This window comes from Streptomyces flaveolus (assembly GCF_014648815.1).
Taxonomy (GTDB): domain Bacteria; phylum Actinomycetota; class Actinomycetes; order Streptomycetales; family Streptomycetaceae; genus Streptomyces; species Streptomyces flaveolus.
In genome coordinates this window covers 557,611-579,743 of sequence record NZ_BMRV01000001.1, presented here as the reverse complement: position 1 = coordinate 579,743, position 22,133 = coordinate 557,611, and the positions used below count along the sequence as shown (strand labels likewise).

Sequence of the window (22,133 nt, the reverse complement as noted above, 5' to 3'; positions counted from 1 at the left end):
TGGCGCGGCGTACGCATCGGCTCTCCCGTCGTCGTCAGGTGGCATCTGGCAAGTTGCCGAGGGACGACGTTGGCCCTCTGCGTGGGTGCAAAATTTGCTGCAGGTTACATGATGGAGTGGTTCTCGTTAACCGGGATAATCCGTTCCACCATGCGGACGACGCAAGATCTCGGCGGGGGTACCGGATCCCAGCGACGGAAGCTGTGGGGGCCGACGCGGACAGGTCGGTGTCCGTGGGCCCGGGGGGCGGAGGGAGCGCCGTCGCCCACTCCGCGCGTGCACGGCGGGCGTCGTTGCCCGCAGCGCTTACGGCTCATGCCCGGTGGTCACGCACTCGAAACCAGCGAGTAACGACTACTTATGCGGTCCGACGCATAAGTTCGAGCCGGGCTATCCTACGGCCGTTCCGAACAGGCTGCCCAGGACGTACGTCACACCGGCCGCGGCACCACCGAGCGCGAGCTGCCGCAGCCCGCTGTACCACCAGCTGCGCGCCGTCACCTTGGCCACCACCGCGCCGCACAGGAACAGGCCGGCCAGCGCCAGCAGCACGGCGGGCCACAGGGCACTGGCGCCGAGCAGGAAGGGCAGGACGGGAAGCAGGGCCCCCAGGGCGAACGAACCGAACGACGACACGGCCGCGACCAGCGGCGACGGCAGGTCACCCGGGTCGATGCCCAGCTCCTCGCGGGCGTGTATCTCCAGGGCCTGCTCGGGGTCGCGGGACAGCTGCCGGGCGACCTCCCGGGCGAGCTCCGGCTCGACGCCCCGCGCCTCGTAGAGGGCGGCCAGCTCGGCCTCCTCGTCCTTCGGGTGCTTCTTCAGCTCCCGGCGCTCCACGTCCAGCTCGGCCTCGACGAGTTCGCGCTGCGAGGCGACGGAGGTGTACTCGCCGGCGGCCATGGAGAAGGCGCCGGCCGCCAGACCCGCGAGACCGCTGATCACGACGGTGTGCTGACTGGCCGTACCGCCGGCCACGCCGGTCATCAGGGCGAGGTTGGAGACCAGGCCGTCCATGGCGCCGAAGACGGCGGGGCGCAGCCAGCCGCCGTTCACGTCCCGGTGGGTGTGGTTGTCGCGGTGCGCCTCGTGCAGCGACGCCTCGGTCTCGATGATGGCCATGGGTCCCCCAGCAGCATTTTGGACGAGTTCTACTTTTCGACAACACCGAATGTACGTCGGTAATTTCCGCCTCGCCAGCAAGGAAAGGCTGGGCTTACCTGCGCTTTTACCCCTCGACGCTCATCCGTGATCATGCTCGCCCATATGTCGACCGGGTGACGCTGGGGCGTGCGAGGCTGCGCGGCGAGCCGCACCGGGGACAGTTCCGCAAAGGGCTGTGCGCCTCTTCGGACGCCGCCTGAGAGGAGAGGCCGCATGGCATCCACCGCCTGCATTCCCTCGGTCCCCGCCCCGGGGGACGCCGCCGGGCTCCGCGAACGGGCGCGCGGCGCGCTGCTCGGCCTGGCCGTCGGGGACGCCCTCGGGGCGCCGGCCGAGAACATGAAGCCCTCCGAGATCCGCGCCCGCTGGGGCCGTATCACGGGCTACGTGGCGGAGCGGCCGTCCGGCACGGACGACACGGAGTACGCGATCTTCTCGGGCCTGCTGCTGGCCCGGCACGGCTCCGCCCTCACCCCGGCCCATGTGGAGGCGGCCTGGCACGAGTGGATCGCGGACCGGGAGGAGGGCCCCTTCCGGGGCGCGGGCTTCAGCGAGCGCGGCACCCTGGAGAACCTGCGCCGCGGGCTGGCCGCCCCCATCTCCGCCCAGCACCGCCACGCCTGGAGCGACGGGCTGGCCATGCGGGCCGCGCCCCACGGGGTGTTCGCGGCCGGCCGGCCCGCCGAGGCGGCCCGGCTGGTGGCGGTCGACGGGTCGGTCAGCCACGACGGCGAGGGCATCTACGGCGGCCAGGCGGTGGCCGCGGGTGTCGCGGCGGCGATGACGGGGGCACCGGCCGTCGCGGTGGTGGCCTCGGCCCTGGCCGTCGTCCCGGAGGACTCCTGGACGGCCCGCTGCCTGCGCCGCGCGATGACGGCGGCCCACCTCGGCGAACGGGCGGTCCGCTCCGCGGTGGTCATCGGCGGCTACCCCTGGACGGACCTCGCCCCCGAGGCGGTCGCCCTCGCCTTCGGGGCGTTCGCGGCGGCCGACGGGGACTTCACGGACGCCGTGCTGACGGCCGTCAACATGGGCCGCGACGCCGACACCACGGCGGCGGTGGCCGGCGCGCTGGCCGGGGCGAGCCGGGGCGTCTCCGCCATCCCGGCCGACTGGGCGGCGGCCATCGGCCCGGCCCGCGGCACCTGCCTCCCGGCGATGGCGGGCCACCATGTGCTGGAGATCGCGGACCTACTGGTACCGGACGACCGGCCCAGGGCCGGTGCCACCACCGACCGGGCCCCGGGCGGTGGCACCGCCGACCGGGCCACGGGCAGCGACGCCTCCGACCGGCCCACAGGGGGTGCCGCCCCCAACCGACCCGTGGGAAGTAGCACCACCGACCTCCCCACGCGAGGTGGCGCCGCCAACCGGGCCACGGGGGGTGGCACCGCCGACCGCCCCACGGGAAGCGACGTCGCCAACCGGCCCACAGGGGGTGCCGCCCCCAACCGACCCGTGGGAAGTAGCACCACCGACCTCCCCACGCGAGGTGGCACCGCCAACCGGGCCACGGGGGGTGGCACCGCCGACCGGCCCACGGGAAGCTATGCCGCCGACCACCCCACAGGGGGTGGCACCGCCGACCGGGCCACCGAGGGTGACGCCACCGGCCCGCCCGCGCGGGATGACAGCGCCGACCGGGCCGCGGGAAGCGGCGCCGTCGGGCCGAGGTCCGCGGACCGCCGCGCCCCGGGGCCCGGCGAGCGCGGCGGACCCGCGGAGCGTGACGCCGCCACGCTCGTCACGCCCGTACCGGACGGCGACACCGCGGGGGTGCGGCCGTGACGCGCTCGCGCCCCGCCGGTGAGGAACCGGCCACCACGGCGTACGTCGCCACCCCCGACGAGGTGGACCAGCCCTCCGCCGGAAGCACCCACCGCCCCGAACCCCCGACCACCACCGACCCGGGCCGCGGCATCAGCACCCCGGTGCCCGCCCGCACCGACGGCGACACCCTCACCGCCGCACCCCCCTCGGCACCGACCACCGCCGAGAGCACCCGCCCGGCACCCGGCCCCGCCGTCGGCGACCCCCGGCCGGACGCCGGCCCCTCGACGCCCGCCCCCGCCCACCGCACCCACCCCGGCGCGGCACCGCTCGCCGACCCCCGGCGGGTCGAGGGGCTGCTGCTGGGGCTCGCCGCCGGGGACGCGGCCGGATGGCCCGCCGCCCGGCACCGGGCGGCCCGGATGCCCGAGTGGACCCGGCGTCTCACCCGCGAGCTGGACACGTTCGCCGAGCAGAACGCGACCACCACCCTCCCCGTCCCCATCGCCCTGAACCAGTCCCCCGAGCCCCTGCGCCTCGGCCCGTCGGACGACGCCGAGTGGGCGGCGTTCGCGGCGGAGGCCCTGCTGCGCGCCGGGGACGACAGCGCGCTCGGCGACCTGAGCCGCGAGCGCCGGACGCGTGCCGCGATCGACCTCACCTGGAACGCCGCCGCCAGCGAGGTGGCCGCGGCGGCGGACCGCGCCCCCGAGATCGAGTCGGCGGTGGTGCCGCTGCGCGCCCGCATCTCCGTACGGGCCGGGCTCGGCAACCTCGCCACCGGCCTGCGCCCGCCCGCCACCGGCCACGACAACCCGCACTACTTCGACGACGCCGCCTGCATCCGGGCCTGCGTCCTGGCCGTCGCCCACCCCGGCGCCCCGCGGCTCGCCGCCGACCTCGCCGAGTTCGACGCCCGCTACACCCAGGACGGCGACGGTGTGCACGGCGCCCGGGCCATGGCGGCGGCACTGGCGTGCGCCCTCGGCGACGGCGACGTGGAGGCCTGCGTGGACGCCGCGCTCGCCGAACTCCCCGAGGAGACCGAGATCGGCCGCAACACCCGGCAGGCGCTCGCCCTCACGGCCGGGGTAGAGAGCGCGTTCGCCCTGATCCCGCTGCTGGAGCACCAGATCGTCGACCACGTCTACAGCTACGGCGTCGCCGCCGCCGAGACCGTCCCGGTCGCCCTCGCCCTGGCCCGGGCCGCCGGGGGCCGCATCGCCGAGGCCGTTCCCGCGGCGGCCTGCCTCTCCCGCGTCGCGGACTCCGCCCCCGCGCTGGCGGGCGCCCTCACCGGCGCGCTGGGCGGCGGCGCGTCGATCCCCGCGTCCTGGCGCGACGCCTGCCGCACGCTCCCCGGCTGCGTACTGCCCCGGCTCACCGGCACGGACCTGGTGGAACTGGCCGGGCTCCTGCACGCCACGCAACCGTCCCGACCCGAAGGAGGACGCACACCATGACGGCCCGCACATCGGAGAACGGCACGGCGAGCCTGGAGGAGCGCGTCACCGGCGCCCTCGTCGGCGCGGCCGTCGGCGACGCGCTCGGCGGCCCGGTCGAGGGCTACTCCCCCGAGCAGATCCTCGAACGCCACGGCGGCCGGATCCACGGCATCGTCGGCCCCTGGAACGGCGACGCCTGGCGCACCGCACGCCCCATCGCCCCGTACCACAAGGGCGACGGCCACGTCACCGACGACACCCTGATGACCCACGCGCTGGTCCGGGTCTACGACACGGTCCGCGACCATCTCGACGCCTACGCGGTCGCCGAGCACCTGGTCCCGGACCTGATGACGAACCCGCGCTGGATCCCGGAGCTGGAGGCGGACGCCCTCCCGCTCCAGCGGATCTTCCTCGCGGAGAAGTGGCTGGTGGCCAGGATCCACTACGGCCACGTCGACCCCCGCGAGGCCGGCACCGGCAACATCGTCAACTGCGGCGCGGCGATGTACATGGCCCCGGTCGGCCTGGTCAACGCGGCCGATCCGGCGCGCGCCTACGCCGAGGCGCTGGACGTCGCGGGCGCGCACCAGTCGTCGTACGGCCGTGAGGCGGCCGGCGTCTTCGCGGCGGCGGTCGCGGCGGCGTGTGCGCCCGGCGCGACACCGGAGACGGTGCTGTCGGTCTGTCTGTCCCTGGCGAAGGACGGCACCCGGGCGGCGATCGCGGCGGTCGGCGAAGCGGCGTCGCGGCACTCGGAGTTCGAGTCGGCACTCGCGCCGCTGCGGGAGGCGGTCGCGCCGTACGACACGGTCGGCCCGGACTACCGCGCCCCGTCCCTCGGCGCCCGCCGCCCGTCCCGGCTGCACGCGATCGAGGAACTGCCCGTCGCCCTGGGCATGCTGCTGGTGTCCGGCGGCGACTACCGCCACGCGGTCCTCGGCGCGGTCAACTACGGCCGCGACTGCGACTCCATCGCCACGATGGCGGGGGCGCTCGCCGGGGCGCTGGGCTCACCCGTCCCGGAGGACTGGGCGAAGACGGTCGCGGAGGCGAGCCGCCTGGACCTGTGGCAGCCGGCGACGACGCTCACCGAGGTCGCCCGGGAGATCTTCGAGCGGGACGTCCTGCGGCGCCGTGCCCACGAGCGGGCGTTCGCCGCGATCGGAGGCGCGAGATGCTCCGACTGACCTGGGTCCAGCCGGAGGACCTGCTCGGCCACGAACTCCGACAGGCCGCGCTGGACGGCCGCGACGCGTCGGCGATCGCCTCCCGGTGGCGCGCGGCGGGCGGCTGCGACGCCCCGGCCAGGGCGGGCGCGTCCCCCCAGCCGGCCTCCCCGTACCTGCGGCTGCTGGCGGAGGAGCTGCTGGACGAACTGGCCGGCCTGCCGAGCCCGTCGGCGGCGGAGGAACCCACGGACCTGGACGAGATCAGGGCCAGGTGCCCGGCCTGGCCCGCACCGGGCCCCACCGTGCCCCCGGCCGTGTCCGCCGACCGCCTGGAGGCCGCCTGGCTGGGCCGGGCCGTCGGCTGTCTGCTCGGCAAGCCCGTGGAGAAGCTCCCTCTGACCGGCATCCGCCTCCTCGCCCGGGCCACCGGCAACTGGCCCCTGGCCGGGTACTTCACGGCCCGCGGCGTCCCCCGGGAGCTCGCCGCCACGTACCCCTGGAACCGCCGCTCCGCGCCCACCTCCCTCGCCGAGAACATCGACGGCATGCCGGAGGACGACGACCTCAACCACCCCCTCCTGGGCCTCCTGCTCCTCCAGCGCCACGGCCGGGCCTTCACCACCGCCGACGTCGCCCGCGTCTGGCTCGACGAACTCCCCGCCGGCCGCGTCTTCACGGCCGAACGCGTCGCCTACCGCAATCTCCTCGCCGGCCTCGAACCCCCGCACACGGCGAGCCACCGCAATCCCTTCCGCGAGTGGATCGGCGCCCTGATCCGCGCCGACGTGCACGGCTGGACCAACCCCGGCGACCCGGCCGGCGCCGCCGCGCAGGCGCATCGCGACGCGACCCTCACCCACACCGCGAGCGGCGTCCACGCGGCGATGTTCGCGGCGGCGGTCATCGCCGACGCCGCCACCGGCACCCACGACGTCCACGCCTGCCTGCGCACCGGCCTCACGGTCGTGCCGCCCGGCTCACGCCTCGCCGGGGCCGTCCGCCACGCCGTCCGGCTCGCCGAGACGCACGACGACTTCGACACGGTCGTGGACGAACTCCACGCCACCCACTCCCCCACCCACCACTGGGTCCACGCCGTCCCCAACACCGCCCTGATCGCCGCCGCCCTCACCCACGCGGACGGCGACTTCACCGGCTCGGTCTGCCGGGCCGTGTCGGGAGGCTGGGACACCGACTCCAACGGAGCCACCGCCGGCAGCGTCGCCGGCCTGCTCGCCGGTTCCCCGGCCGCCCTGCCCGAGCAGTGGACGGCCCCGCTGAAGAACCGCCTGGCCACCTCGGTCGGCGACTTCGACGGCATCGGCTTCGACACCCTCGCCCACCTCACCCACACGGAGGCCACCCGCTCATGCCCCGGCCCGTCGTGACTCCCCCCGCGCCCCTGCCCGTCCCGGCTCCCCTGGCCGGCCTGCGCGTCCTCGATCTCGCCACCCTCTTCGCGGGCCCGCTCGCCGCGACCATGCTCGGCGACTTCGGCGCCGAGGTCGTCAAGGTCGAGCACCCCACCCGCCCCGACCCCTCCCGGGGCCACGGCCCGTCGAAGGACGGCATCGGCCTGTGGTGGAAACTGCTGGGCCGCAACAAGCGCACCATCACCATCGACCTGTCGAAGCCCGCCGGCCGCACCACCCTGCTGCGCCTCGCCGCGACGGCGGACGTCGTCATCGAGAACTTCCGCCCGGGCACCCTGGAGAAATGGGACCTGGGCTGGGACGAGCTGTCCGCGGTCAACCCGCGCCTGGTCCTCACCCGGGTCACCGGCTTCGGCCAGTTCGGCCCGTACGCGCGCCGCCCCGGCTTCGGCACGCTCGCCGAGGCGATGAGCGGCTTCGCCGCGATGACCGGCGAGCCGGACGCCCCGCCGACGCTGCCGCCGTTCGGGCTGGCCGACTCGATCGCCGCGCTGGCGACCGCGTACGCCGTGATGACGGCCCTGTCCGCCCGCGACCTCACCGGCGAGGGCCAGGTCGTGGACATGGCGATCATCGAGCCCATCCTGACCGTGCTGGGCCCCCAGCCGATCTGGTACGACCAGCTCGGCCACGTCCAGCCGCGTACCGGCAACCGCTCCCAGAACAACGCCCCGCGCAACACCTACCGCACCGCCGACGGCACCTGGGTCGCCGTCTCCACCTCCGCCCAGTCGGTCGCCGAGCGCGTGATGCACCTGGTGGGCCGCCCGGAGCTGATCGAGGAGCCCTGGTTCGCGACGGGCGCCGACCGGGCGCAGCACGCGGACGTGCTGGACGCGGCGGTCGGCGACTGGATCGCCCGGCACACCCGCGCCGACGTGCTCGCCGCCTTCGAGAAGGCGGAGGCGGCCGTCGCTCCGGTCCAGGACGTCCGGGACGTGATGACCGACCCTCAGTACCAGGCCCTGGACACGGTCACCACGGTCGACGATCCCGAGCTGGGGCCGCTGCGCATGCAGAACGTCCTGTTCCGGCTCTCCGCCACCCCCGGCGCGATCCGCTGGGCCGGCCGCCCGCACGGCGCGGACACCGAGGAGGTGCTGACCGAGCTGGGCCTGTCGCCGGCGGACGTGAAGGAACTGCGCGAGGCGGGTGTCGTATGACGCCCCCCGCGCTGACCTGGCTGTACGCCCCCGGGGACCGGCCCCGGGTGGTCGCCAAGGCGCTGGCCGCCGGGGCCGACGTGGTCGTGATCGACCTGGAGGACGCGGTCGCCCCGGACCGCAAGGAGTACGCCCGCGCCTGCACCGCCGAGCTGCTCACCGACCCGCAGCCGGTGCCGGTGCATGTGCGGGTGAACGCCCTGGACGGGCCGCTGGCCGCGGCGGACCTGGCGGCGGTGGCCGCGCTGCCGGGGCTGTCCGGGCTGCGCCTGCCCAAGGTGACGTCCCCCGGGCAGGTCGCCGCCGTCGCCGAGGCGACCGGCGGGCCGCCGCTGTACGCGCTGCTGGAGACGGCCCTGGGCGTGGAGCGGGCGTACGCGATCGCCACCGCCCACCCGTCGCTGCGCGGCATCGCCCTCGGCGAGGCGGACCTCCGCGCCGACCTGGGCGTACGGGGTGACGCGGGCCTGGACTGGTCACGTGCGCGGGTGGTGGTGGCCGCGCGGGCGGCGGGGCTGGCGCCGCCGTCGCAGACGGTGCACCCGGACACCCGGGACCTGGAGGGGCTGGCGGCGTCCTGCGCCCACGGCCGTGCCCTGGGCTTCCTCGGCCGCGCCGCCATCCACCCGCGCCAACTGCCGATCATCGAGCGGGCGTACCTGCCCACCGAGCGGGAGCTGGAGGAGGCGGAGACGATCGTGAAGGCGGCCACCGCGCAGCCGGGCGCCCAGGCGCTGCCGGACGGCAGGTTCATCGACGCGGCGGTGGTGGCCACGGCCCGGCGGACCCTGTCGCTGGCCCGGCGGCCCGTCCTGGCCTGACACACGCCGAGGGCGCCCGGATCCTCTCCGGGCGCCCTCGGTGACGTACGGCGGGTGTCAGCCCTTCCTGGCCGAGTCGGCCCCGTCCTTCACGTCCTTCACGGTGCCGGCCCCGGCGTCCTTGTCGCCCCCGGAGGCCGCGGCGTCCTCGGGAGCCTCGGCGCCCTTGGCATCCTTGACGCCCTTGGAGGACTCGGTGCCCTCAGGCGTCTCGGCGTCCGTCTTCGCGTCGTCCCCGGCGTCCGCGTCGGAGCCGTCCGCGCCCGGCTCCACCACGGCCTCCCGGCCCGGCCGCATCCGCGCCGAGAGCACCATGTAGACGACGGCGAGCAGGAACACGAAGAGCGCGGTCCAGTTGTTGAGCCGGAGGCCCAGGATGTGGTGGGCGTCGTCGACGCGCAGGTACTCGGTCCAGAAGCGGCCCGCGCAGTACGCGGCGACGTACAGCGCGAAGGCCCGCCCGTGGCCGAGCTTGAAGCGCCGGTCGGCCCAGATGACGAGCAGGGCGACGCCGATGCACCACAGCGACTCGTACAGGAAGGTCGGGTGGTACGTGCCCGGCACCCGTCCGTCGGCCGACGAGGTGATCTCCAGCGCCCAGGGCAGGTCGGTGGGCTTGCCGTACAGCTCCTGGTTGAACCAGTTGCCCCAGCGGCCGAGGGCCTGGGCGAGGGCGATGCCGGGGGCGACGGCGTCGGCGTACGCGGGCATCGGGATGCCTCGGCGGCGGGCGCCGATCCAGGCGCCGAGCGCGCCGAGCGCGATCGCGCCCCAGATGCCGAGGCCGCCCTCCCAGATCTTGAAGGCGTCCACCCAGTCGCGGCCCTCGCTGAAGTACAGCTCGTAGTCCGTGATCACGTGGTAGAGGCGGCCGCCGATCAGGCCGAACGGAACGGCCCAGACCGCGATGTCGGCCACCGTGCCGGCCCGCCCGCCCCGGGCGATCCAGCGCTTGTTGCCGAGCCAGACGGCAACGAAGACGCCGATGATGATGCAGAACGCGTAGCCGCGCAGCGGGATGGGACCGAGGTGCAGCACCCCGCGCGACGGGCTGGGAATGAAGGCAAGTTCCATGGCAGGGTCGACGCTACCGTGTGGGACGGGGAGCGCGGCGGGCAGCCCGGCTACGGGTCCGTAACGGGCGGGCGCCCGACGTGACCTACTTGTCGGCGTCCTGCACGAGCTGCTTCAGCTTGGCGGGGCTCATCGACTCCTCCTGGTAGATGTTCCTGCCGTCCAGCAGCACGGTCGGCGTGCCGCTGAAGCCGCCGTTCAGGAAGGCCTTGTTGGACTTCTCGACCCAGCTGTCGTGGGTGCCGTCCTTCACGCACTTCTGGAAGACCGGGGTGTCCAGGCCGTCCACCTTGCCTGCCAGCCCGATCAGCTTGCCGTTGTCGGCGAAGGCGTCGTCGGTCTCCTCGGGCTGGTTGTCGTACAGCACGTCGTGGTACGCCGGGAACTTGCCGGCGTCCTGCGCGCAGGCGGCGGCGTTGGCCGCCTTGCGGGAACCGGTGCCGCCCATGTTGCCGTCGATGATCGTCGCCAGGTGGTACTCGACCTTGAGCTGCCCGGCGTCGGTGAGCTCGTGGATCGTGTCGCGGTACGCCAGCTCGAAGGCCTTGCAGGCCGGGCAGCGGAAGTCCTCCCAGATGACGAGCGTCGACTTGGCGCTCTCCTTGCCGACGGGGATGGCGAGGCTGTCCTTGCCCTGCGCGCCCGAGGGCGCCACGACCGGGCCGGCCGAGTCGCTGCCGTCGTCCTTCCCGGCGTTCGCGGCGACCACGCCGATCACCGCGGCCAGTCCCAGGACGCAGACCACGGACGCGCCCACGATCAGCGCACGGCGGCGCTTGTCCCTGGACTTCTGCTTCTCTCGCTGCTCCGCCAGCTTCTGGCGGGCGGTGCGCTTTCCGTCTCGGTTCTTCTCGCTCACACCCCGCAGAACGAACCGGGGAGGCGCACAGCGCCTCCCCGGTCCCAGGTCCACCCGTACGGAGGACCCCCCTGTCACGTGCTTGCCGTCACGCCTGCCGGCGCACGCCCTTCGCCAGGTCGGCGGCGAGCGCGCGGACGCCCTCCAGGCCGGCCGCCTCGTCGGGGGCGTCCAGCATCCGCTTGACGAAGGCGGAGCCGACGATCACGCCGTCGGCGAAGCCGGCGACCTCGGCTGCCTGCGCGGCGTTGGAGACGCCGAGCCCGACGCAGACCGGGGTGTCGGTGGTGGCACGGGTGCGCCGCACCAGGTCCTCGGCCTGCGCGCCGACCGACTCGCGGGTGCCGGTGACGCCCATCAGGGAGGCGGCGTAGACGAAGCCGCTGCCGACCGCGGTGATCTCGGCGAGCCGCGCGTCCTTGCTGCTGGGCGCGACCACGAAGACCGTGGCGAGCCCGTGCTTGTCGGCGTGCTCCCTCCACAGCGCGGACTCCTGCACGGGCAGGTCGGGCAGGATGCACCCGGCGCCGCCCGCCTCGGCGAGCTCGGCGGTGAAGCGCTCGACCCCGTAGCGGTCGATGGGGTTCCAGTACGTCATGACGAGGATCGGCTTGCCGGTGGCCCGGTGGGCCTCGCGGACCGTCCGCATCACGTCGGCGATCTTCACGCCGCCGCGCAGGGCGATGTCGTCGGCGGTCTGGATGACCGGGCCGTCGAGGACGGGGTCGCTGTGCGGCAGGCCCACCTCGACGACGTCGGCGCCGCCGTCGAGCGCGGCCTTGACCGCCTCGATGCCGCCGTCCACGGACGGGAACCCGGCCGGGAGGTAGGCGATGAGGGCGGCGCGGCCCTCGGCCTTCGCGCCGGCGAGGGTGTCGTTCAGCAGCTGCACGTTCCCGCTCACTTGGCGTCCCCCTCGATCTCGGCGGCGGTGCCGGCCTCGTCGGCGGCGACCTCGGCGTCGGTGTCGTACAGCCCGAAGTAGCGGGCGGCGGTGTCCATGTCCTTGTCGCCGCGGCCGGACAGGTTGACCACGATCAGCCCGTCCTTGCCCAGCTCCCTGCCGACCTCCAGGGCGCCGGCGAGGGCGTGCGCGGACTCGATGGCCGGGATGATGCCCTCGGTGCGCGACAGCAGGCGCAGCGCCTGCATGGCGGCGTCGTCGGTGACCGCGCGGTACTCGCCGCGGCCGGAGTCCTTGAGGTAGGCGTGCTCGGGTCCGATGCCCGGGTAGTCCAGGCCGGCCGAGATGGAGTACGGCTCGGTGATCTGGCCCTCGTCGTCCTGGAGGACGTAGGACCGGGAGCCGTGCAGGATGCCGGGCTCGCCCGCGGTCAGGGTGGCCGCGTGCTCGCCGGTCTCGATGCCGTGCCCGGCGGGCTCGCAGCCGATGAGGCGGACGTCCGTGTCGGGGATGAAGGCGTGGAAGAGGCCGATGGCGTTGGAGCCGCCGCCGACGCAGGCGATCGCGGCGTCGGGCAGGCGTCCGGCCTGCTCCAGGAGCTGGCGGCGGGCCTCGACGCCGATGACGCGGTGGAAGTCGCGGACCATCGCCGGGAAGGGGTGGGGGCCGGCGACCGTGCCGAACAGGTAGTGGGTGCGGTCGACGTTGGCGACCCAGTCGCGGAACGCCTCGTTGATGGCGTCCTTGAGCGTGCGGCTGCCGGACTTCACGGCGATGACCTCGGCGCCGAGCATGCGCATGCGGGCCACGTTGAGGGCCTGGCGCTGGGTGTCGATCTCGCCCATGTAGATGGTGCAGTCGAGGCCGAAGAGCGCGCAGGCCGTGGCCGTCGCCACGCCGTGCTGGCCGGCGCCGGTCTCGGCGATCACGCGGGTCTTGCCCATCCGCTTGGTGAGCAGGGCCTGGCCGAGCACGTTGTTGATCTTGTGCGAGCCGGTGTGGTTCAGGTCCTCGCGCTTGAGGAAGACGCGGGCTCCGCCGGCGTGCTCGGCGAAGCGGGGGACCTCGGTGAGGGACGACGGGCGGCCCGTGTAGTGGACGAGCAGGTCGTCCAGTTCGCGGGCGAACTCCGGGTCGGACTTGGCCTTGTCGTACTCGACGGCCACCTCGTCCACGGCGGCGACGAGGGCCTCCGGGATGAACTTGCCGCCGAACGCGCCGAAGTAGCCCTCGGTGGAGGGGACTTGGCCCTCCGGGTCGGGGATGAAGAAGTTGCTGGGCATGCGTGAACCTCACGGTGAGTGTCTGTGTGGGCACCTTCGCCGTGGGAGCGCGGGTCGTCAGGCCTGTGCGGGCCGTCGCTGGGTGCTCGGGCCCACGCGACGGAGTCGCATATTCAGTACGGCCCCGCGCCCCTTACGGGGCGCTTGAGCCATCGCATGCCGTTCACTTGCCCCGGTTCGTCACCGATGACGTACCGCACCCGGCGGCCGTGGACCCGGCGTGCGGGGGCGCGGCAGCCGCGGGGGCGGCAGCCTCGCGCCAGGCGCGCGTAAGGGTCCCGGGGAGCCGGGACGAGCGGGAGCGTCATGGGAATCAGCCTACCGGGGGTCAGCCGCGGCCGTGACGCAGTGCCGGGTGCTCGCCGGCGGCCACCAGGTCGGAGACGGCCGTCCTGGGGTCGCGGCCGGTGACCAGCGACTCGCCGACCAGGACCGCGTCCGCGCCCTCGTTGGCGTAGGCGATGAGGTCGTGCGGGCCGCGGACGCCGGATTCGGCGACCTTCACGATGTGCGCGGGGATCTCCGGGGCGACCCGCTCGAACGTGCCGCGGTCGACCTCGAGGGTCTTCAGGTTGCGCGCGTTCACGCCGATGATCTTCGCGCCGGCGTCGACCGCGCGCTCGACCTCGTCCTCGTCGTGCACCTCGACGAGCGGGGTGAGACCGATGGACTCGGCGCGCTCGATCAGCGACTCCAGGGCCGGCTGGTCGAGGGCCGCGACGATCAGCAGCACGAGGTCGGCGCCGTGCGCCCGGGCCTCCCAGAGCTGGTACGACGTGACGATGAAGTCCTTGCGCAGCACGGGGATGTCCACGCGGGCGCGGACGGAGTCCAGGTCGGCCAGCGAGCCGCCGAAGCGGCGCTGTTCGGTGAGGACGGAGATGACGGCGGCGCCGCCCGCCTCGTAGTCCGCGGCGAGTCCGGCCGGGTCGGCGATGGCGGCCAGCGCGCCTTTGGACGGGCTGGAGCGCTTGACCTCGCAGATGACCTTGACGCCGTCGCCCCGCAGGGCGCTCACGCCGTCCTTGGCGGGGCGAGCCTTGGCCGCGCGCTCCTTGAGCTCGTCGAGGCTGACGCGCGCCTGCCGTTCCGCGAGGTCGGCACGGACTCCGTCGATGATCTCGTCGAGCACACTCACGCGAGCGGCCCCCTTTCAGACGGCGGAACCTGTGGTCACTCCGATGGTATCCGCAGCGGGGCGGCGGTCCCGCATCCGGTGGGCCGCCGGTCCCACTACCTGGACATTCGTCGGGTGATCAAGGGATGAGCCAGCCACCGAACGGCAGGTTCCGGACAACGGTGAAGACCAGCAGCAATGTGCCCAGCGTCCACAGGTGCACCGGGCCCAGGCCGACCCTGACGGGGCGGCCGCGCACCGCGCGGACCACCCAGACGGTCCACAGCACGGCGAAGGCCAGATAGCCGAGGACGGCCGGCGCGTTGGCGTGCAGCGCGGTCAGGACGTCCCCGTGGACGAACGCGTGGGCACTGCGCAGACCGCCGCAGCCGGGGCAGTACAGGCCGGTGAAGCGGAGCAGCGGGCAGACGGGGTAGTGGCCGGGCTCGTTGGGGTCCACGCTCCCCACGTAGGCGAAGGCGCCGACGACGGCCGCCAGCACCCCGGCCGGGACGGCGAGGCGGGCCGCGACGGCCGGCGCGCCCGCCGAGGGCAGGTTTCTGATCGGGGCCGGTTTCCGGCGGTCGGCGTCCACGCCCGCATTCTGCCCGGCACGAGCCGTACACGCACGTGAGGGGCGGCCCCGGCACCCTGGTGCCGGTCCACCCCTCAGGGAGTACTGCGCGAGCGCGGTCGGGTCAGCCCTTGGCGCCGGCCGGCGCGCGGGTCTCGGCGACCTGGTGCACCGGGTGGTTCTCCTTCGGCTGGCCGAGGCCCATCGCGCGCATGATGAAGCCCACGACGCCGCCGAGGAGCACGACCGCCATGCCGACCCAGAAGCCCGCCGGCTGGGCCGCCACCATGAACACGCCCGCGATGCAGAAACCGATGAAGGTGATGATGACACCCGTCCAGGCGGCCGGGGTGTGACCGTGGCTGCTGCCCGCCATTGCTTGCTCCTCGTTGCTGTGTACGTGTCTGAGCAGGATGCTCGCGCCCATTGTCCCGCACGCACGCGCGCGCCGTGACCGGGGGTGTACTCCACGCGCGCGTCGCGACCGCCGGACGCCCCCATCGTGCGTGGCGCGTGTACGGGTGCCCCGGCGGGCGCGGCTGAACCGCGTGGTCGCGCCGGGTCGCCGCGGGTCAGGCGCCGGTCGGGTCCTCGCCGCGGTCCAGGGCCTTCCACAGGTCCTCGGGGCGGTCGGGGTCGACGGTCTGTGCCTTGCGGCGCGGGCGCGGGGTGCCGTCGCGTTCGTAGCGGCCGGACATCGCGGGCCACAGCCGGCCGTAGCGCAGGGCGAGCAGCCCGGCCAGCAGGAGCAGGACCCCGCCGACGGCCGCGACGTAGGGCCAGGCGGTGTGGGAGAGGGCGTCCACGGTGGCCGAGGTGTCACCGGCCGCCTCGGCGGCCTTGTCGTCCAGCGCGGAGCTGTCGGAGGCGCCGGCCAGGGCCGCGGCGACGGTGCCCGCGCCGCTCAGCGCGAGCACGGCGGCGACGGCGAACCGGCCGGCGCGGCGGACCGCGAAGACGGCGACGAGCGCGGCGAGGCCCACTATCGCGAGCGCCGCGGGGACGCCCGTGACGTCGCTGCCCTTGGCGGTCAGGGGGAACGCGCCGCCGGCCACCGTCGCGGTGCCCTCCGACCACTCCTGCCGGGTGGCGAGCAGGGCGACGGCCGCGCCGAGCGCACCGCACAGCAGGGCGGCGGCGAGGCTCCGGCGGCCGGCCCGGGCGGGTCCTGCGGCGGGGGTACGGGGGTGAGGAACAGCTGTCACGTACTCCACTATCGCCCGAACCCCGGGCGAACCGTCACCCGGGGTTCGGAATCGGAGGCGTGAGAATGGCCCTATTGCCCCAGCCGGTTGGCCGTGTGCACCGCCCTGAGCACCGCCGCCGCCTTGTTGCGGCACTCGGTGTCCTCGGCGACCGGGTCGGAGTCGGCGACGACCCCGGCGCCCGCCTGCACGTAGGCCGTGCCGTCGCGCAGCAGTGCCGTGCGGATGGCGATGGCGGTGTCGGAGTCGCCCGCGAAGTCGAGGTAGCCGACGCAGCCGCCGTACAGGCCGCGGCGGGACGGTTCGAGTTCGTCGATGATCTGCAGGGCGCGCGGCTTGGGGGCGCCGGAGAGGGTGCCGGCCGGGAAGCAGGCGGTGAGGACGTCGAAGGCGGTGCGGCCCGGGGCGACCCGTCCGGTGACCGTCGAGACGATGTGCATGACGTGCGAGTACCGCTCGACGGACATGAAGTCGACCACCTCGACCGAGCCGGGTTCGCAGACGCGTCCGAGGTCGTTGCGGCCGAGGTCGACGAGCATCAGGTGTTCGGCGCGCTCCTTGGGATCGGCGAGCAGCTCGTCGGCGAGGGCCTGGTCCTCCTGCGGGGTGGCGCCGCGGGGCCGGGTGCCGGCGATGGGGTGGACCATGGCCCGCCCGTCCTCGACCTTGACCAGCGCCTCGGGGGACGAGCCGACGACGTCGAAGCCGTCGAGGCGCAGCAGATACATGTACGGGGACGGGTTGGTGGCCCGCAGCACCCGGTACACGTCCAGGGCGCTCGCCGTGCACGGCGTCTCGAAGCGCTGCGAGGGGACGACCTGGAAGGCCTCGCCCGCGCGGATGCGCTCCTTGATGTCCTCGACGGCGTCCTGGAAGTCGGGGCCGCCCCACAGCGCGGTGTACTCGGGCAGCTCCGAGGGCGGCAGTGCGGCCGGGGGCTGGGCCACCGCGCGCGTGAGGTCGGCCTCCATGGCGTCCAGGCGGGCGACGGCGTCGGCGTAGGCCTCGTCGACCCCCGTCTCGAGGTCGTTGTGGTTGATCGCGTTGGCGATCAGCAGGACCGAGCCCTCCCAGTGGTCCATGACGGCGAGGTCGCTGGTGAGCAGCATGGTCAGCTCGGGAAGCTTCAGGTCGTCGCGCTCCCCCGGGCCTACCTTCTCCAGGCGGCGCACGATGTCGTAGCCGAGGTAGCCGACCATGCCGCCGGTGAACGGCGGCAGGCCCAGGTCGTGGGCGAGGTCGCGGGGGGTGTGCAGGGCCTCGACGGTGGCGCGCAGGGCGGCGAGCGGGTCGCCTCCGGTGGGCACGCCGACGGGCGGGGTGCCCTGCCAGTGGGCCTCGCCGTCCCGTGCGGTGAGGGTGGCGGCGCTGCGGACGCCTACGAAGGAGTACCGGGACCAGGAGCGGCCGTTCTCCGCGGACTCCAGCAGGAACGTGCCGGGGCGCTCGGCGGCGAGCTTGCGGTACAGGGCGACCGGGGTGTCGCCGTCGGCGAGGAGCTTGCGGCTGACCGGGATCACCCGGCGGTCGGCGGCCAGCTTGCGGAAGGTGTCGAGGTCCATGACGTCCATGGCGGCAGACCCTACTGATCCGCGCCGGGCGCCTCGGCACCCGCGCCGTCCTCGATCAGGACATCGGCGTCGAAGCAGGTGCGGGCGCCGGTGTGGCAGGCGGCGCCGACCTGGTCGACCTTGACCAGGACGGTGTCGGCGTCGCAGTCCAGGGCGACGGACTTCACCCACTGGAAGTGCCCGGAGGTGTCGCCCTTCACCCAGTACTCCTGGCGGCTGCGCGACCAGTAGGTGCAGCGGCCCGTGGTGAGCGTGCGGTGCAGTGCCTCGTCGTCCATCCAGCCGAGCATCAGCACCTCCCCGGTGTCGTACTGCTGGGCGATGGCGGGCAGGAGGCCGTCGGCACTGCGCTTGAGGCGCGCGGCGATCTCCGGGTCGAGCGGGCTGGGGCGCCGGGAGGAGCTGCTGGTCATGACGCCCATTGTGCCGCGCGCGGGGGCCACGCCCCGGCGCCGTCCACTGGGCGGACCCGGTGGACGGCCGTAGGCTGGCTGGCATGTCGACATTCGCGAAGCGTGAACGACTTCTGCTGGCCGACCTGTTGGAGACGGCGGGTCCGGACGCCCCCACCCTCTGCGAGGGCTGGCGGGCCCGGGACCTCGCCGCGCACGTGGTGGTCCGCGAGCGCCGGCCGGACGCCGCCGGCGGCACCCTGATCAAGCAGCTGGCGTCCCGCCTGGACCGGGTGATGGAGGAGTACGCGGCGAAGCCGTACGACGAGCTGATCCAGCTGATCCGCACCGGTCCGCCGCGGTTCTCGCCGTTCCAGCTCAAGCAGGTCGACGAGGCGGCGAACACGGTGGAGTTCTACATCCACACCGAGGACGTCCGCCGCGCCCAGCCGGACTGGTCGCCGCGCGAGCTGGACCCGGTCTTCCAGGACACCCTGTGGTCCCGGCTGGAGCGCACCGCCCGGCTGGTGGGCCGGGGCATCCCGACGGGCCTGGTGCTGCGCCGCCCGAACGGCCAGACGACGGTCGCCCACCGCGGTACGCCGGTGGTGACGGCGACGGGCGAGCCGTCCGAGCTGCTGCTGTTCGCGTACGGGCGGCAGAGCGCGGCGAAGGTGGAGCTGGAGGGCGAGAAGGACGCGATCGTCCGGCTGAGCGAGACGAAGCAGCTCGGGATCTGACGGGTCCGGCGGCACGGGTCCGGCGGCCCGGTCGGCCGGGGGCTCTGGGCCGACCGCCGACGCGGTCGGCAAGAGACTCAGCACCGACCGCCGGCGCGGTCGGCAAGAGACTCAGCACCGACCGCCGGCGCGGGCGGCAAGAGGCTCCGGACCCACCGCCGAACCGGCCGGCAACGGCTCCGGGCCCACCGCCGGCGCGGTCACGCGGCGGCCGGCTGGCGGCGGCGTCACCGCGGCAGTTCGGCCCGCCGCAGGTCGGGTGCGCACAGGGCGACGACCCCGCCGAGGGCGCAGACGGCGGCGCTGACGGCGAAGACGGGGCCGGTGCCCCAGAGGCCGATGGCCGCGGCGGACAGCGGCATGCCGAGCGGCGCGATGCCGAGGCTGACGATGCCGGCGGCCGCGGTGACCCGCCCGAGGTAGGTGGGCGCCGCCTGGGTCTGCAGCAGGGCCCCGCACACGGCTCCGCTGAGCCCGGTGAGCAGCCCGACGAGCACCGCGACGCCGACGGCGCCGGGCAGGCCGGGCACGTACGCCAGGCCGGCGATCGCGGCGGCGCCGGGGATGATCGCGCCGGCGGCGACCAGCCCGGCGTGCGGCACGCGGCCTCGTACGGTCAGCAGCAGGGCCGCCGTGCCCGCCCCCGTGCCGAATCCGGCGAGCACCCAGCCCATGCCGGAGGCGCCCCAGCCGCGCTCGTCCGCGAGCAGGGTCAGGCCGACGTTGAGGGGGCCGACGAAGCCGAGGTCGCCGAGGGCGATGACCACCATCAGGGGGCCGAGGACGCGGTGGTGGCGGATGTGGCGCAGCCCGTCCCGCAGATCGCGCCAGGCGGTGGTGTCCCGGTCGGCGGCCGGGGCGTCGTCCGGGGGCAGGTCCCGCATCCGCACGGAGACCAGCAGCGGCACCGACACCGCGATCAGTGCCCCGGCGAGCGCGAAGGCCGCCGCCGGCCCGCCGGCCGCCACGCCGAGCCCGCCGAGCGGGGCGCCCACGACGGCGGCGAAGCGCACGGCGAGACCGCGCATGCCCTGGACCCGGGCGAGCTGGTCCTTGGCGGTGATACGGGCGGGCAGCGCTCCGACGGCCGGCAGGAACACGGCGTCGACGGTCCCGAAGACGACGGCGAGCAGCACCAGCAGCCACAGCCCGGGGTCGGTCGCGAAGAGCACGGCGGCGACCGCCAGGACCGTGACGCACCGTACGGCGTCGCTGCCGATGACGACCCGGCGCGGGCCCAGCCGGTCGGCGATCACGCCGCCACCGAGCATGAGCAGCGCCCGGGGCACCGCGCTCACGGCGGTGACGAGGCCGGCCTGGGCGGGGGTGCCGTTCTGCACGGCGGCCCAGGACAGCGCCAGGAAGAAGACGGTGTCGCCGAGCATGGAGGCGGTGTAGGCGGCGGCCCAGCGCAGGACGTTGGCGTCGCGGTGGGCCGGGACGGGGGTGGCGGCGGCCCGCGGTATGAGTGCGTTCGGCACGGGCGGTGGTCCTCCAGAGGGGCCCCTCGGACACGGAACGGGAAAGCCCCGGCCGTCCGGCGGCCGGGGCTGTCGTGCGGGGTGCTACCGGACGGGGTGACCCGCCTCCCGCAGGGCGTCCTTCACCTGACCGATGCGCAGATCACCGAAGTGGAACACGGACGCCGCGAGGACCGCGTCCGCGCCCGCCGCGACGGCCGGCGGGAAGTCGGCGAGGCGGCCCGCGCCGCCGGAGGCGATCACCGGGACCGAGACGTGCTTGCGGACGGCCGCGATCATCTCCAGGTCGTAGCCGTCCTTCGTGCCGTCCGCGTCCATCGAGTTGAGCAGGATCTCCCCCGCGCCCAGCTCGGCGGCCCGGTGCGCCCACTCGACCGCGTCGATGCCGGTGCCGCGCCGGCCGCCGTGGGTGGTCACCTCGAAGGTGCCGGCCTCGGTGCGGCGGGCGTCGACCGACAGCACGAGGACCTGGCGGCCGAAGCGCTCGGCGATCTCGCGGATCAGGTCGGGGCGGGCGATGGCGGCGGTGTTGACGCCCACCTTGTCCGCGCCGGCCCGCAGCAGCTTGTCGACGTCCTCGGCGGTGCGCACGCCGCCACCGACGGTCAGCGGGATGAACACCTGCTCGGCGGTGCGGCGCACCACGTCGTAGGTCGTCTCGCGGTTGCCCGACGAGGCGGTGATGTCCAGGAACGTCAGCTCGTCGGCGCCTTCGGCGTCGTACACCTTGGCCATCTCGACGGGGTCGCCCGCGTCGCGCAGGTTCTGGAAGTTGACGCCCTTGACGACCCGGCCGTTGTCCACGTCCAGGCAGGGGATGACTCGGACCGCCAGGGTCATGAATCCACGGCTCCTCTATACGCTTCCACTTCGACTGTGACCAGGACCCGCGAGTCGATGAATCCCTCCACGACCAGCAGGGTCGTGGCCGGGCGCACGGAGTCGAACAGCTCCTTGTGGGCCCGGCCCGCCGCGTCCACGTCGCGTGAATGTGCCAGGTACACACGGGTGCGGATCACGGACTCGATGGCGAGACCGAACTCGCCGATCGCCTCGACCGCGGTGGTGAAGGCCACCTTGGTCTGTTCGTACGGGTCGCCGTCGCCGTACAGCACGTCGCCCTTGAACGCGGTCGTGCCCGCCACGATGACACGGTCACCCGCCGCGACGGCCCGTGCGAAACCGAAGGACTCTTCCCAGGGACTTCCGCTCTGCACGCGCCGTACGGCTTCGGATGTCATGGCGACACAGCCTCCAAGGCCTCTTCCAGAGTGAACGCCTTCGCGTACAGGGCTTTCCCGACGATGGCGCCCTCGACACCGGCCGGGACGAGACCGGCGATCGCGCGCAGGTCGTCCAGGGAGGACACGCCGCCGGACGCCACGACCGGGCGGTCGGTGGCCGCGCACACGTTCTTCAGGAGCTCCAGGTTGGGGCCCTGGAGGGTGCCGTCCTTGGCGATGTCGGTGACGACGTACCGGGCGCAGCCCTCCTTGTTCAGGCGGTCCAGCGTCTCGTAGAGGTCGCCGCCGTCGCGGGTCCAGCCCCGGCCGCGCAGCGTCGTGCCGCGTACGTCCAGGCCGACCGCGATCTTGTCGCCGTGCTCGGCGATGACCTTGGCGACCCACTCGGGGGTCTCCAGGGCGGCCGTGCCCAGGTTGACGCGGGTGCAGCCGGTGGCGAGGGCGGCGGCGAGCGTGGCGTCGTCGCGGATGCCGCCGGACAGCTCGACCTTGATGTCCATGGCCTTGGCGACCTCGGCGATCAGCTCGCGGTTGTTCCCGGTACCGAACGCGGCGTCCAGGTCGACCAGGTGCAGCCACTCGGCGCCGGAGCGCTGCCACGCGAGGGCGGCCTCCAGCGGGGAGCCGTAGGAGGTCTCGGTGCCGGACTCCCCGTGCACGAGGCGGACGGCCTGGCCGTCGCGGACGTCGACGGCGGGGAGGAGTTCGAGCTTGCTCATCT

The 22,133-nt window shown here is 74.4% G+C and carries 23 protein-coding genes; 7 read left to right on the top strand and 16 right to left on the bottom strand.

The features are described 5' to 3' along the window. Window positions 1-390: 390 nt before the first annotated feature. Window positions 391-1,122, bottom strand: coding sequence for a VIT1/CCC1 transporter family protein (locus tag IEZ05_RS02625; protein WP_189228303.1), 732 nt, complete (start codon window positions 1,120-1,122; stop codon window positions 391-393). Between the two features lie 255 nt (window positions 1,123-1,377). Between IEZ05_RS02625 and IEZ05_RS37035 the strand changes: the two genes are divergently transcribed. The 6 genes from IEZ05_RS37035 to IEZ05_RS02595 all read left to right on the top strand — a co-directional run bounded on the left by IEZ05_RS37035 (window position 1,378) and on the right by IEZ05_RS02595 (window position 8,968). Then, window positions 1,378-2,952, top strand: coding sequence for an ADP-ribosylglycohydrolase family protein (locus IEZ05_RS37035; RefSeq protein ID WP_373298719.1), 1,575 nt, complete (start codon window positions 1,378-1,380; stop codon window positions 2,950-2,952). 143 nt (window positions 2,953-3,095) lie between these two features. Continuing rightward, window positions 3,096-4,397 carry an ADP-ribosylglycohydrolase family protein gene (locus IEZ05_RS02615; RefSeq protein WP_373298724.1) on the top strand — a complete coding sequence of 434 codons (1,302 nt, stop codon included), beginning with the start codon at window positions 3,096-3,098 and terminating at the stop codon, window positions 4,395-4,397. Continuing rightward, window positions 4,394-5,569, top strand: coding sequence for an ADP-ribosylglycohydrolase family protein (locus IEZ05_RS02610; RefSeq protein ID WP_189228302.1), 1,176 nt, complete (start codon window positions 4,394-4,396; stop codon window positions 5,567-5,569). The genes IEZ05_RS02615 and IEZ05_RS02610 overlap by 4 nt, the downstream gene beginning before the upstream one ends. Then, window positions 5,557-6,939, top strand: a complete 1,383-nt coding sequence (locus IEZ05_RS02605) for an ADP-ribosylglycohydrolase family protein (RefSeq protein ID WP_189228301.1) — start codon at window positions 5,557-5,559, stop codon at window positions 6,937-6,939. The genes IEZ05_RS02610 and IEZ05_RS02605 overlap by 13 nt, the downstream gene beginning before the upstream one ends. Next, entirely contained in the window at window positions 6,921-8,147 is a 1,227-nt protein-coding gene (locus tag IEZ05_RS02600; RefSeq protein WP_189228300.1) for a CaiB/BaiF CoA transferase family protein, read from the top strand. The genes IEZ05_RS02605 and IEZ05_RS02600 overlap by 19 nt, the downstream gene beginning before the upstream one ends. Beyond that, window positions 8,144-8,968, top strand: coding sequence for an HpcH/HpaI aldolase/citrate lyase family protein (locus tag IEZ05_RS02595; protein ID WP_189228299.1), 825 nt, complete (start codon window positions 8,144-8,146; stop codon window positions 8,966-8,968). The genes IEZ05_RS02600 and IEZ05_RS02595 overlap by 4 nt, the downstream gene beginning before the upstream one ends. A 57-nt stretch (window positions 8,969-9,025) precedes the next feature. Here the strand turns inward: IEZ05_RS02595 and lgt are convergent, their stop codons facing one another. The 11 genes from lgt to hisI form a co-directional block, all read right to left on the bottom strand. Next, entirely contained in the window at window positions 9,026-10,042 is a 1,017-nt protein-coding gene (gene lgt, locus IEZ05_RS02590; RefSeq protein ID WP_189228298.1) for a prolipoprotein diacylglyceryl transferase, read from the bottom strand. Window positions 10,043-10,127: 85 nt separating this feature from the next. Then, window positions 10,128-10,901 (bottom strand): DsbA family protein, encoded by a 774-nt coding sequence (locus IEZ05_RS02585; RefSeq protein WP_189228297.1) that lies wholly within the window; start codon window positions 10,899-10,901, stop codon window positions 10,128-10,130. 88 nt (window positions 10,902-10,989) lie between these two features. Beyond that, window positions 10,990-11,805 carry a tryptophan synthase subunit alpha gene (gene trpA, locus IEZ05_RS02580; protein WP_189228296.1) on the bottom strand — a complete coding sequence of 272 codons (816 nt, stop codon included), beginning with the start codon at window positions 11,803-11,805 and terminating at the stop codon, window positions 10,990-10,992. Next, a complete protein-coding gene (trpB, locus tag IEZ05_RS02575; RefSeq protein WP_189228295.1) occupies window positions 11,802-13,088 on the bottom strand; it encodes a tryptophan synthase subunit beta in 1,287 nt (428 codons plus the stop codon). Before trpB ends, trpA begins: the two co-directional genes overlap by 4 nt. Window positions 13,089-13,201: 113 nt before the next feature. Beyond that, window positions 13,202-13,396: a tryptophan biosynthesis modulator TrpM gene (trpM, locus tag IEZ05_RS37030; protein WP_373298718.1), complete on the bottom strand. Its 195-nt coding sequence runs from the start codon at window positions 13,394-13,396 to the stop codon at window positions 13,202-13,204. A gap of 20 nt (window positions 13,397-13,416) precedes the next feature. After that, the gene (trpC, locus tag IEZ05_RS02570) at window positions 13,417-14,226 is read right to left on the bottom strand and encodes an indole-3-glycerol phosphate synthase TrpC (protein WP_189228294.1); all 810 of its coding nucleotides are present in this window, start codon (window positions 14,224-14,226) and stop codon (window positions 13,417-13,419) included. A 118-nt stretch (window positions 14,227-14,344) separates the two neighbouring features. Then, window positions 14,345-14,770, bottom strand: coding sequence for a DUF2752 domain-containing protein (locus IEZ05_RS02565; protein ID WP_189228557.1), 426 nt, complete (start codon window positions 14,768-14,770; stop codon window positions 14,345-14,347). A gap of 133 nt (window positions 14,771-14,903) precedes the next feature. Beyond that, on the bottom strand, window positions 14,904-15,155 hold the full coding sequence (locus tag IEZ05_RS02560) for an HGxxPAAW family protein (protein WP_189228293.1): 252 nt from the start codon (window positions 15,153-15,155) through the stop codon (window positions 14,904-14,906). 196 nt (window positions 15,156-15,351) lie between these two features. Next, entirely contained in the window at window positions 15,352-15,993 is a 642-nt protein-coding gene (locus IEZ05_RS02555) for a TIGR02234 family membrane protein (RefSeq protein WP_189228292.1), read from the bottom strand. Between the two features lie 62 nt (window positions 15,994-16,055). Beyond that, window positions 16,056-17,546 (bottom strand): anthranilate synthase component I, encoded by a 1,491-nt coding sequence (locus IEZ05_RS02550; RefSeq protein WP_189228556.1) that lies wholly within the window; start codon window positions 17,544-17,546, stop codon window positions 16,056-16,058. A 20-nt stretch (window positions 17,547-17,566) separates the two neighbouring features. Next, window positions 17,567-17,977 (bottom strand): phosphoribosyl-AMP cyclohydrolase, encoded by a 411-nt coding sequence (hisI, locus tag IEZ05_RS02545; RefSeq protein ID WP_373298723.1) that lies wholly within the window; start codon window positions 17,975-17,977, stop codon window positions 17,567-17,569. Between the two features lie 74 nt (window positions 17,978-18,051). Here hisI and IEZ05_RS02540 point away from each other — a divergent pair, with 74 nt between their 5' ends. Further along, window positions 18,052-18,687 carry a TIGR03085 family metal-binding protein gene (locus IEZ05_RS02540; RefSeq protein WP_189228290.1) on the top strand — a complete coding sequence of 212 codons (636 nt, stop codon included), beginning with the start codon at window positions 18,052-18,054 and terminating at the stop codon, window positions 18,685-18,687. A 227-nt stretch (window positions 18,688-18,914) separates the two neighbouring features. Here IEZ05_RS02540 and IEZ05_RS02535 read toward each other — a convergent pair whose 3' ends face one another. From IEZ05_RS02535 to priA, 4 genes are all read right to left on the bottom strand, one after another. After that, a complete protein-coding gene (locus IEZ05_RS02535) occupies window positions 18,915-20,168 on the bottom strand; it encodes an MFS transporter (RefSeq protein WP_189228289.1) in 1,254 nt (417 codons plus the stop codon). An 84-nt stretch (window positions 20,169-20,252) separates the two neighbouring features. Then, on the bottom strand, window positions 20,253-21,008 hold the full coding sequence (gene hisF, locus IEZ05_RS02530; RefSeq protein ID WP_189228288.1) for an imidazole glycerol phosphate synthase subunit HisF: 756 nt from the start codon (window positions 21,006-21,008) through the stop codon (window positions 20,253-20,255). Then, entirely contained in the window at window positions 21,005-21,409 is a 405-nt protein-coding gene (locus tag IEZ05_RS02525) for a RidA family protein (protein WP_189228287.1), read from the bottom strand. Before IEZ05_RS02525 ends, hisF begins: the two co-directional genes overlap by 4 nt. Next, a complete protein-coding gene (priA, locus tag IEZ05_RS02520; RefSeq protein WP_189228286.1) occupies window positions 21,406-22,131 on the bottom strand; it encodes a bifunctional 1-(5-phosphoribosyl)-5-((5-phosphoribosylamino)methylideneamino)imidazole-4-carboxamide isomerase/phosphoribosylanthranilate isomerase PriA in 726 nt (241 codons plus the stop codon). Before priA ends, IEZ05_RS02525 begins: the two co-directional genes overlap by 4 nt. Window positions 22,132-22,133: the final 2 nt, after the last annotated feature.

Bases quoted from the DNA above. Each gene is read 5' to 3' on its own strand.
- IEZ05_RS02625 (WP_189228303.1), bottom strand. From the start codon at position 1,122: ATGGCCATCATCGAGACCGAGGCGTCGCTGCACGAGGCGCACCGCGAC.
- IEZ05_RS37035 (WP_373298719.1), top strand. From the start codon at position 1,378: ATGGCATCCACCGCCTGCATTCCCTCGGTCCCCGCCCCGGGGGACGCC.
- IEZ05_RS02610 (WP_189228302.1), top strand. From the start codon at position 4,394: ATGACGGCCCGCACATCGGAGAACGGCACGGCGAGCCTGGAGGAGCGC.
- IEZ05_RS02605 (WP_189228301.1), top strand. From the start codon at position 5,557: ATGCTCCGACTGACCTGGGTCCAGCCGGAGGACCTGCTCGGCCACGAA.
- IEZ05_RS02600 (WP_189228300.1), top strand. From the start codon at position 6,921: ATGCCCCGGCCCGTCGTGACTCCCCCCGCGCCCCTGCCCGTCCCGGCT.
- IEZ05_RS02595 (WP_189228299.1), top strand. From the start codon at position 8,144: ATGACGCCCCCCGCGCTGACCTGGCTGTACGCCCCCGGGGACCGGCCC.
- lgt (WP_189228298.1), bottom strand. From the start codon at position 10,042: ATGGAACTTGCCTTCATTCCCAGCCCGTCGCGCGGGGTGCTGCACCTC.
- trpB (WP_189228295.1), bottom strand. From the start codon at position 13,088: ATGCCCAGCAACTTCTTCATCCCCGACCCGGAGGGCCAAGTCCCCTCC.
- trpM (WP_373298718.1), bottom strand. From the start codon at position 13,396: ATGACGCTCCCGCTCGTCCCGGCTCCCCGGGACCCTTACGCGCGCCTG.
- IEZ05_RS02560 (WP_189228293.1), bottom strand. From the start codon at position 15,155: ATGGCGGGCAGCAGCCACGGTCACACCCCGGCCGCCTGGACGGGTGTC.
- IEZ05_RS02550 (WP_189228556.1), bottom strand. From the start codon at position 17,546: ATGGACCTCGACACCTTCCGCAAGCTGGCCGCCGACCGCCGGGTGATC.
- hisI (WP_373298723.1), bottom strand. From the start codon at position 17,977: ATGGGCGTCATGACCAGCAGCTCCTCCCGGCGCCCCAGCCCGCTCGAC.
- IEZ05_RS02540 (WP_189228290.1), top strand. From the start codon at position 18,052: ATGTCGACATTCGCGAAGCGTGAACGACTTCTGCTGGCCGACCTGTTG.
- hisF (WP_189228288.1), bottom strand. From the start codon at position 21,008: ATGACCCTGGCGGTCCGAGTCATCCCCTGCCTGGACGTGGACAACGGC.
- IEZ05_RS02525 (WP_189228287.1), bottom strand. From the start codon at position 21,409: ATGACATCCGAAGCCGTACGGCGCGTGCAGAGCGGAAGTCCCTGGGAA.
- priA (WP_189228286.1), bottom strand. From the start codon at position 22,131: ATGAGCAAGCTCGAACTCCTCCCCGCCGTCGACGTCCGCGACGGCCAG.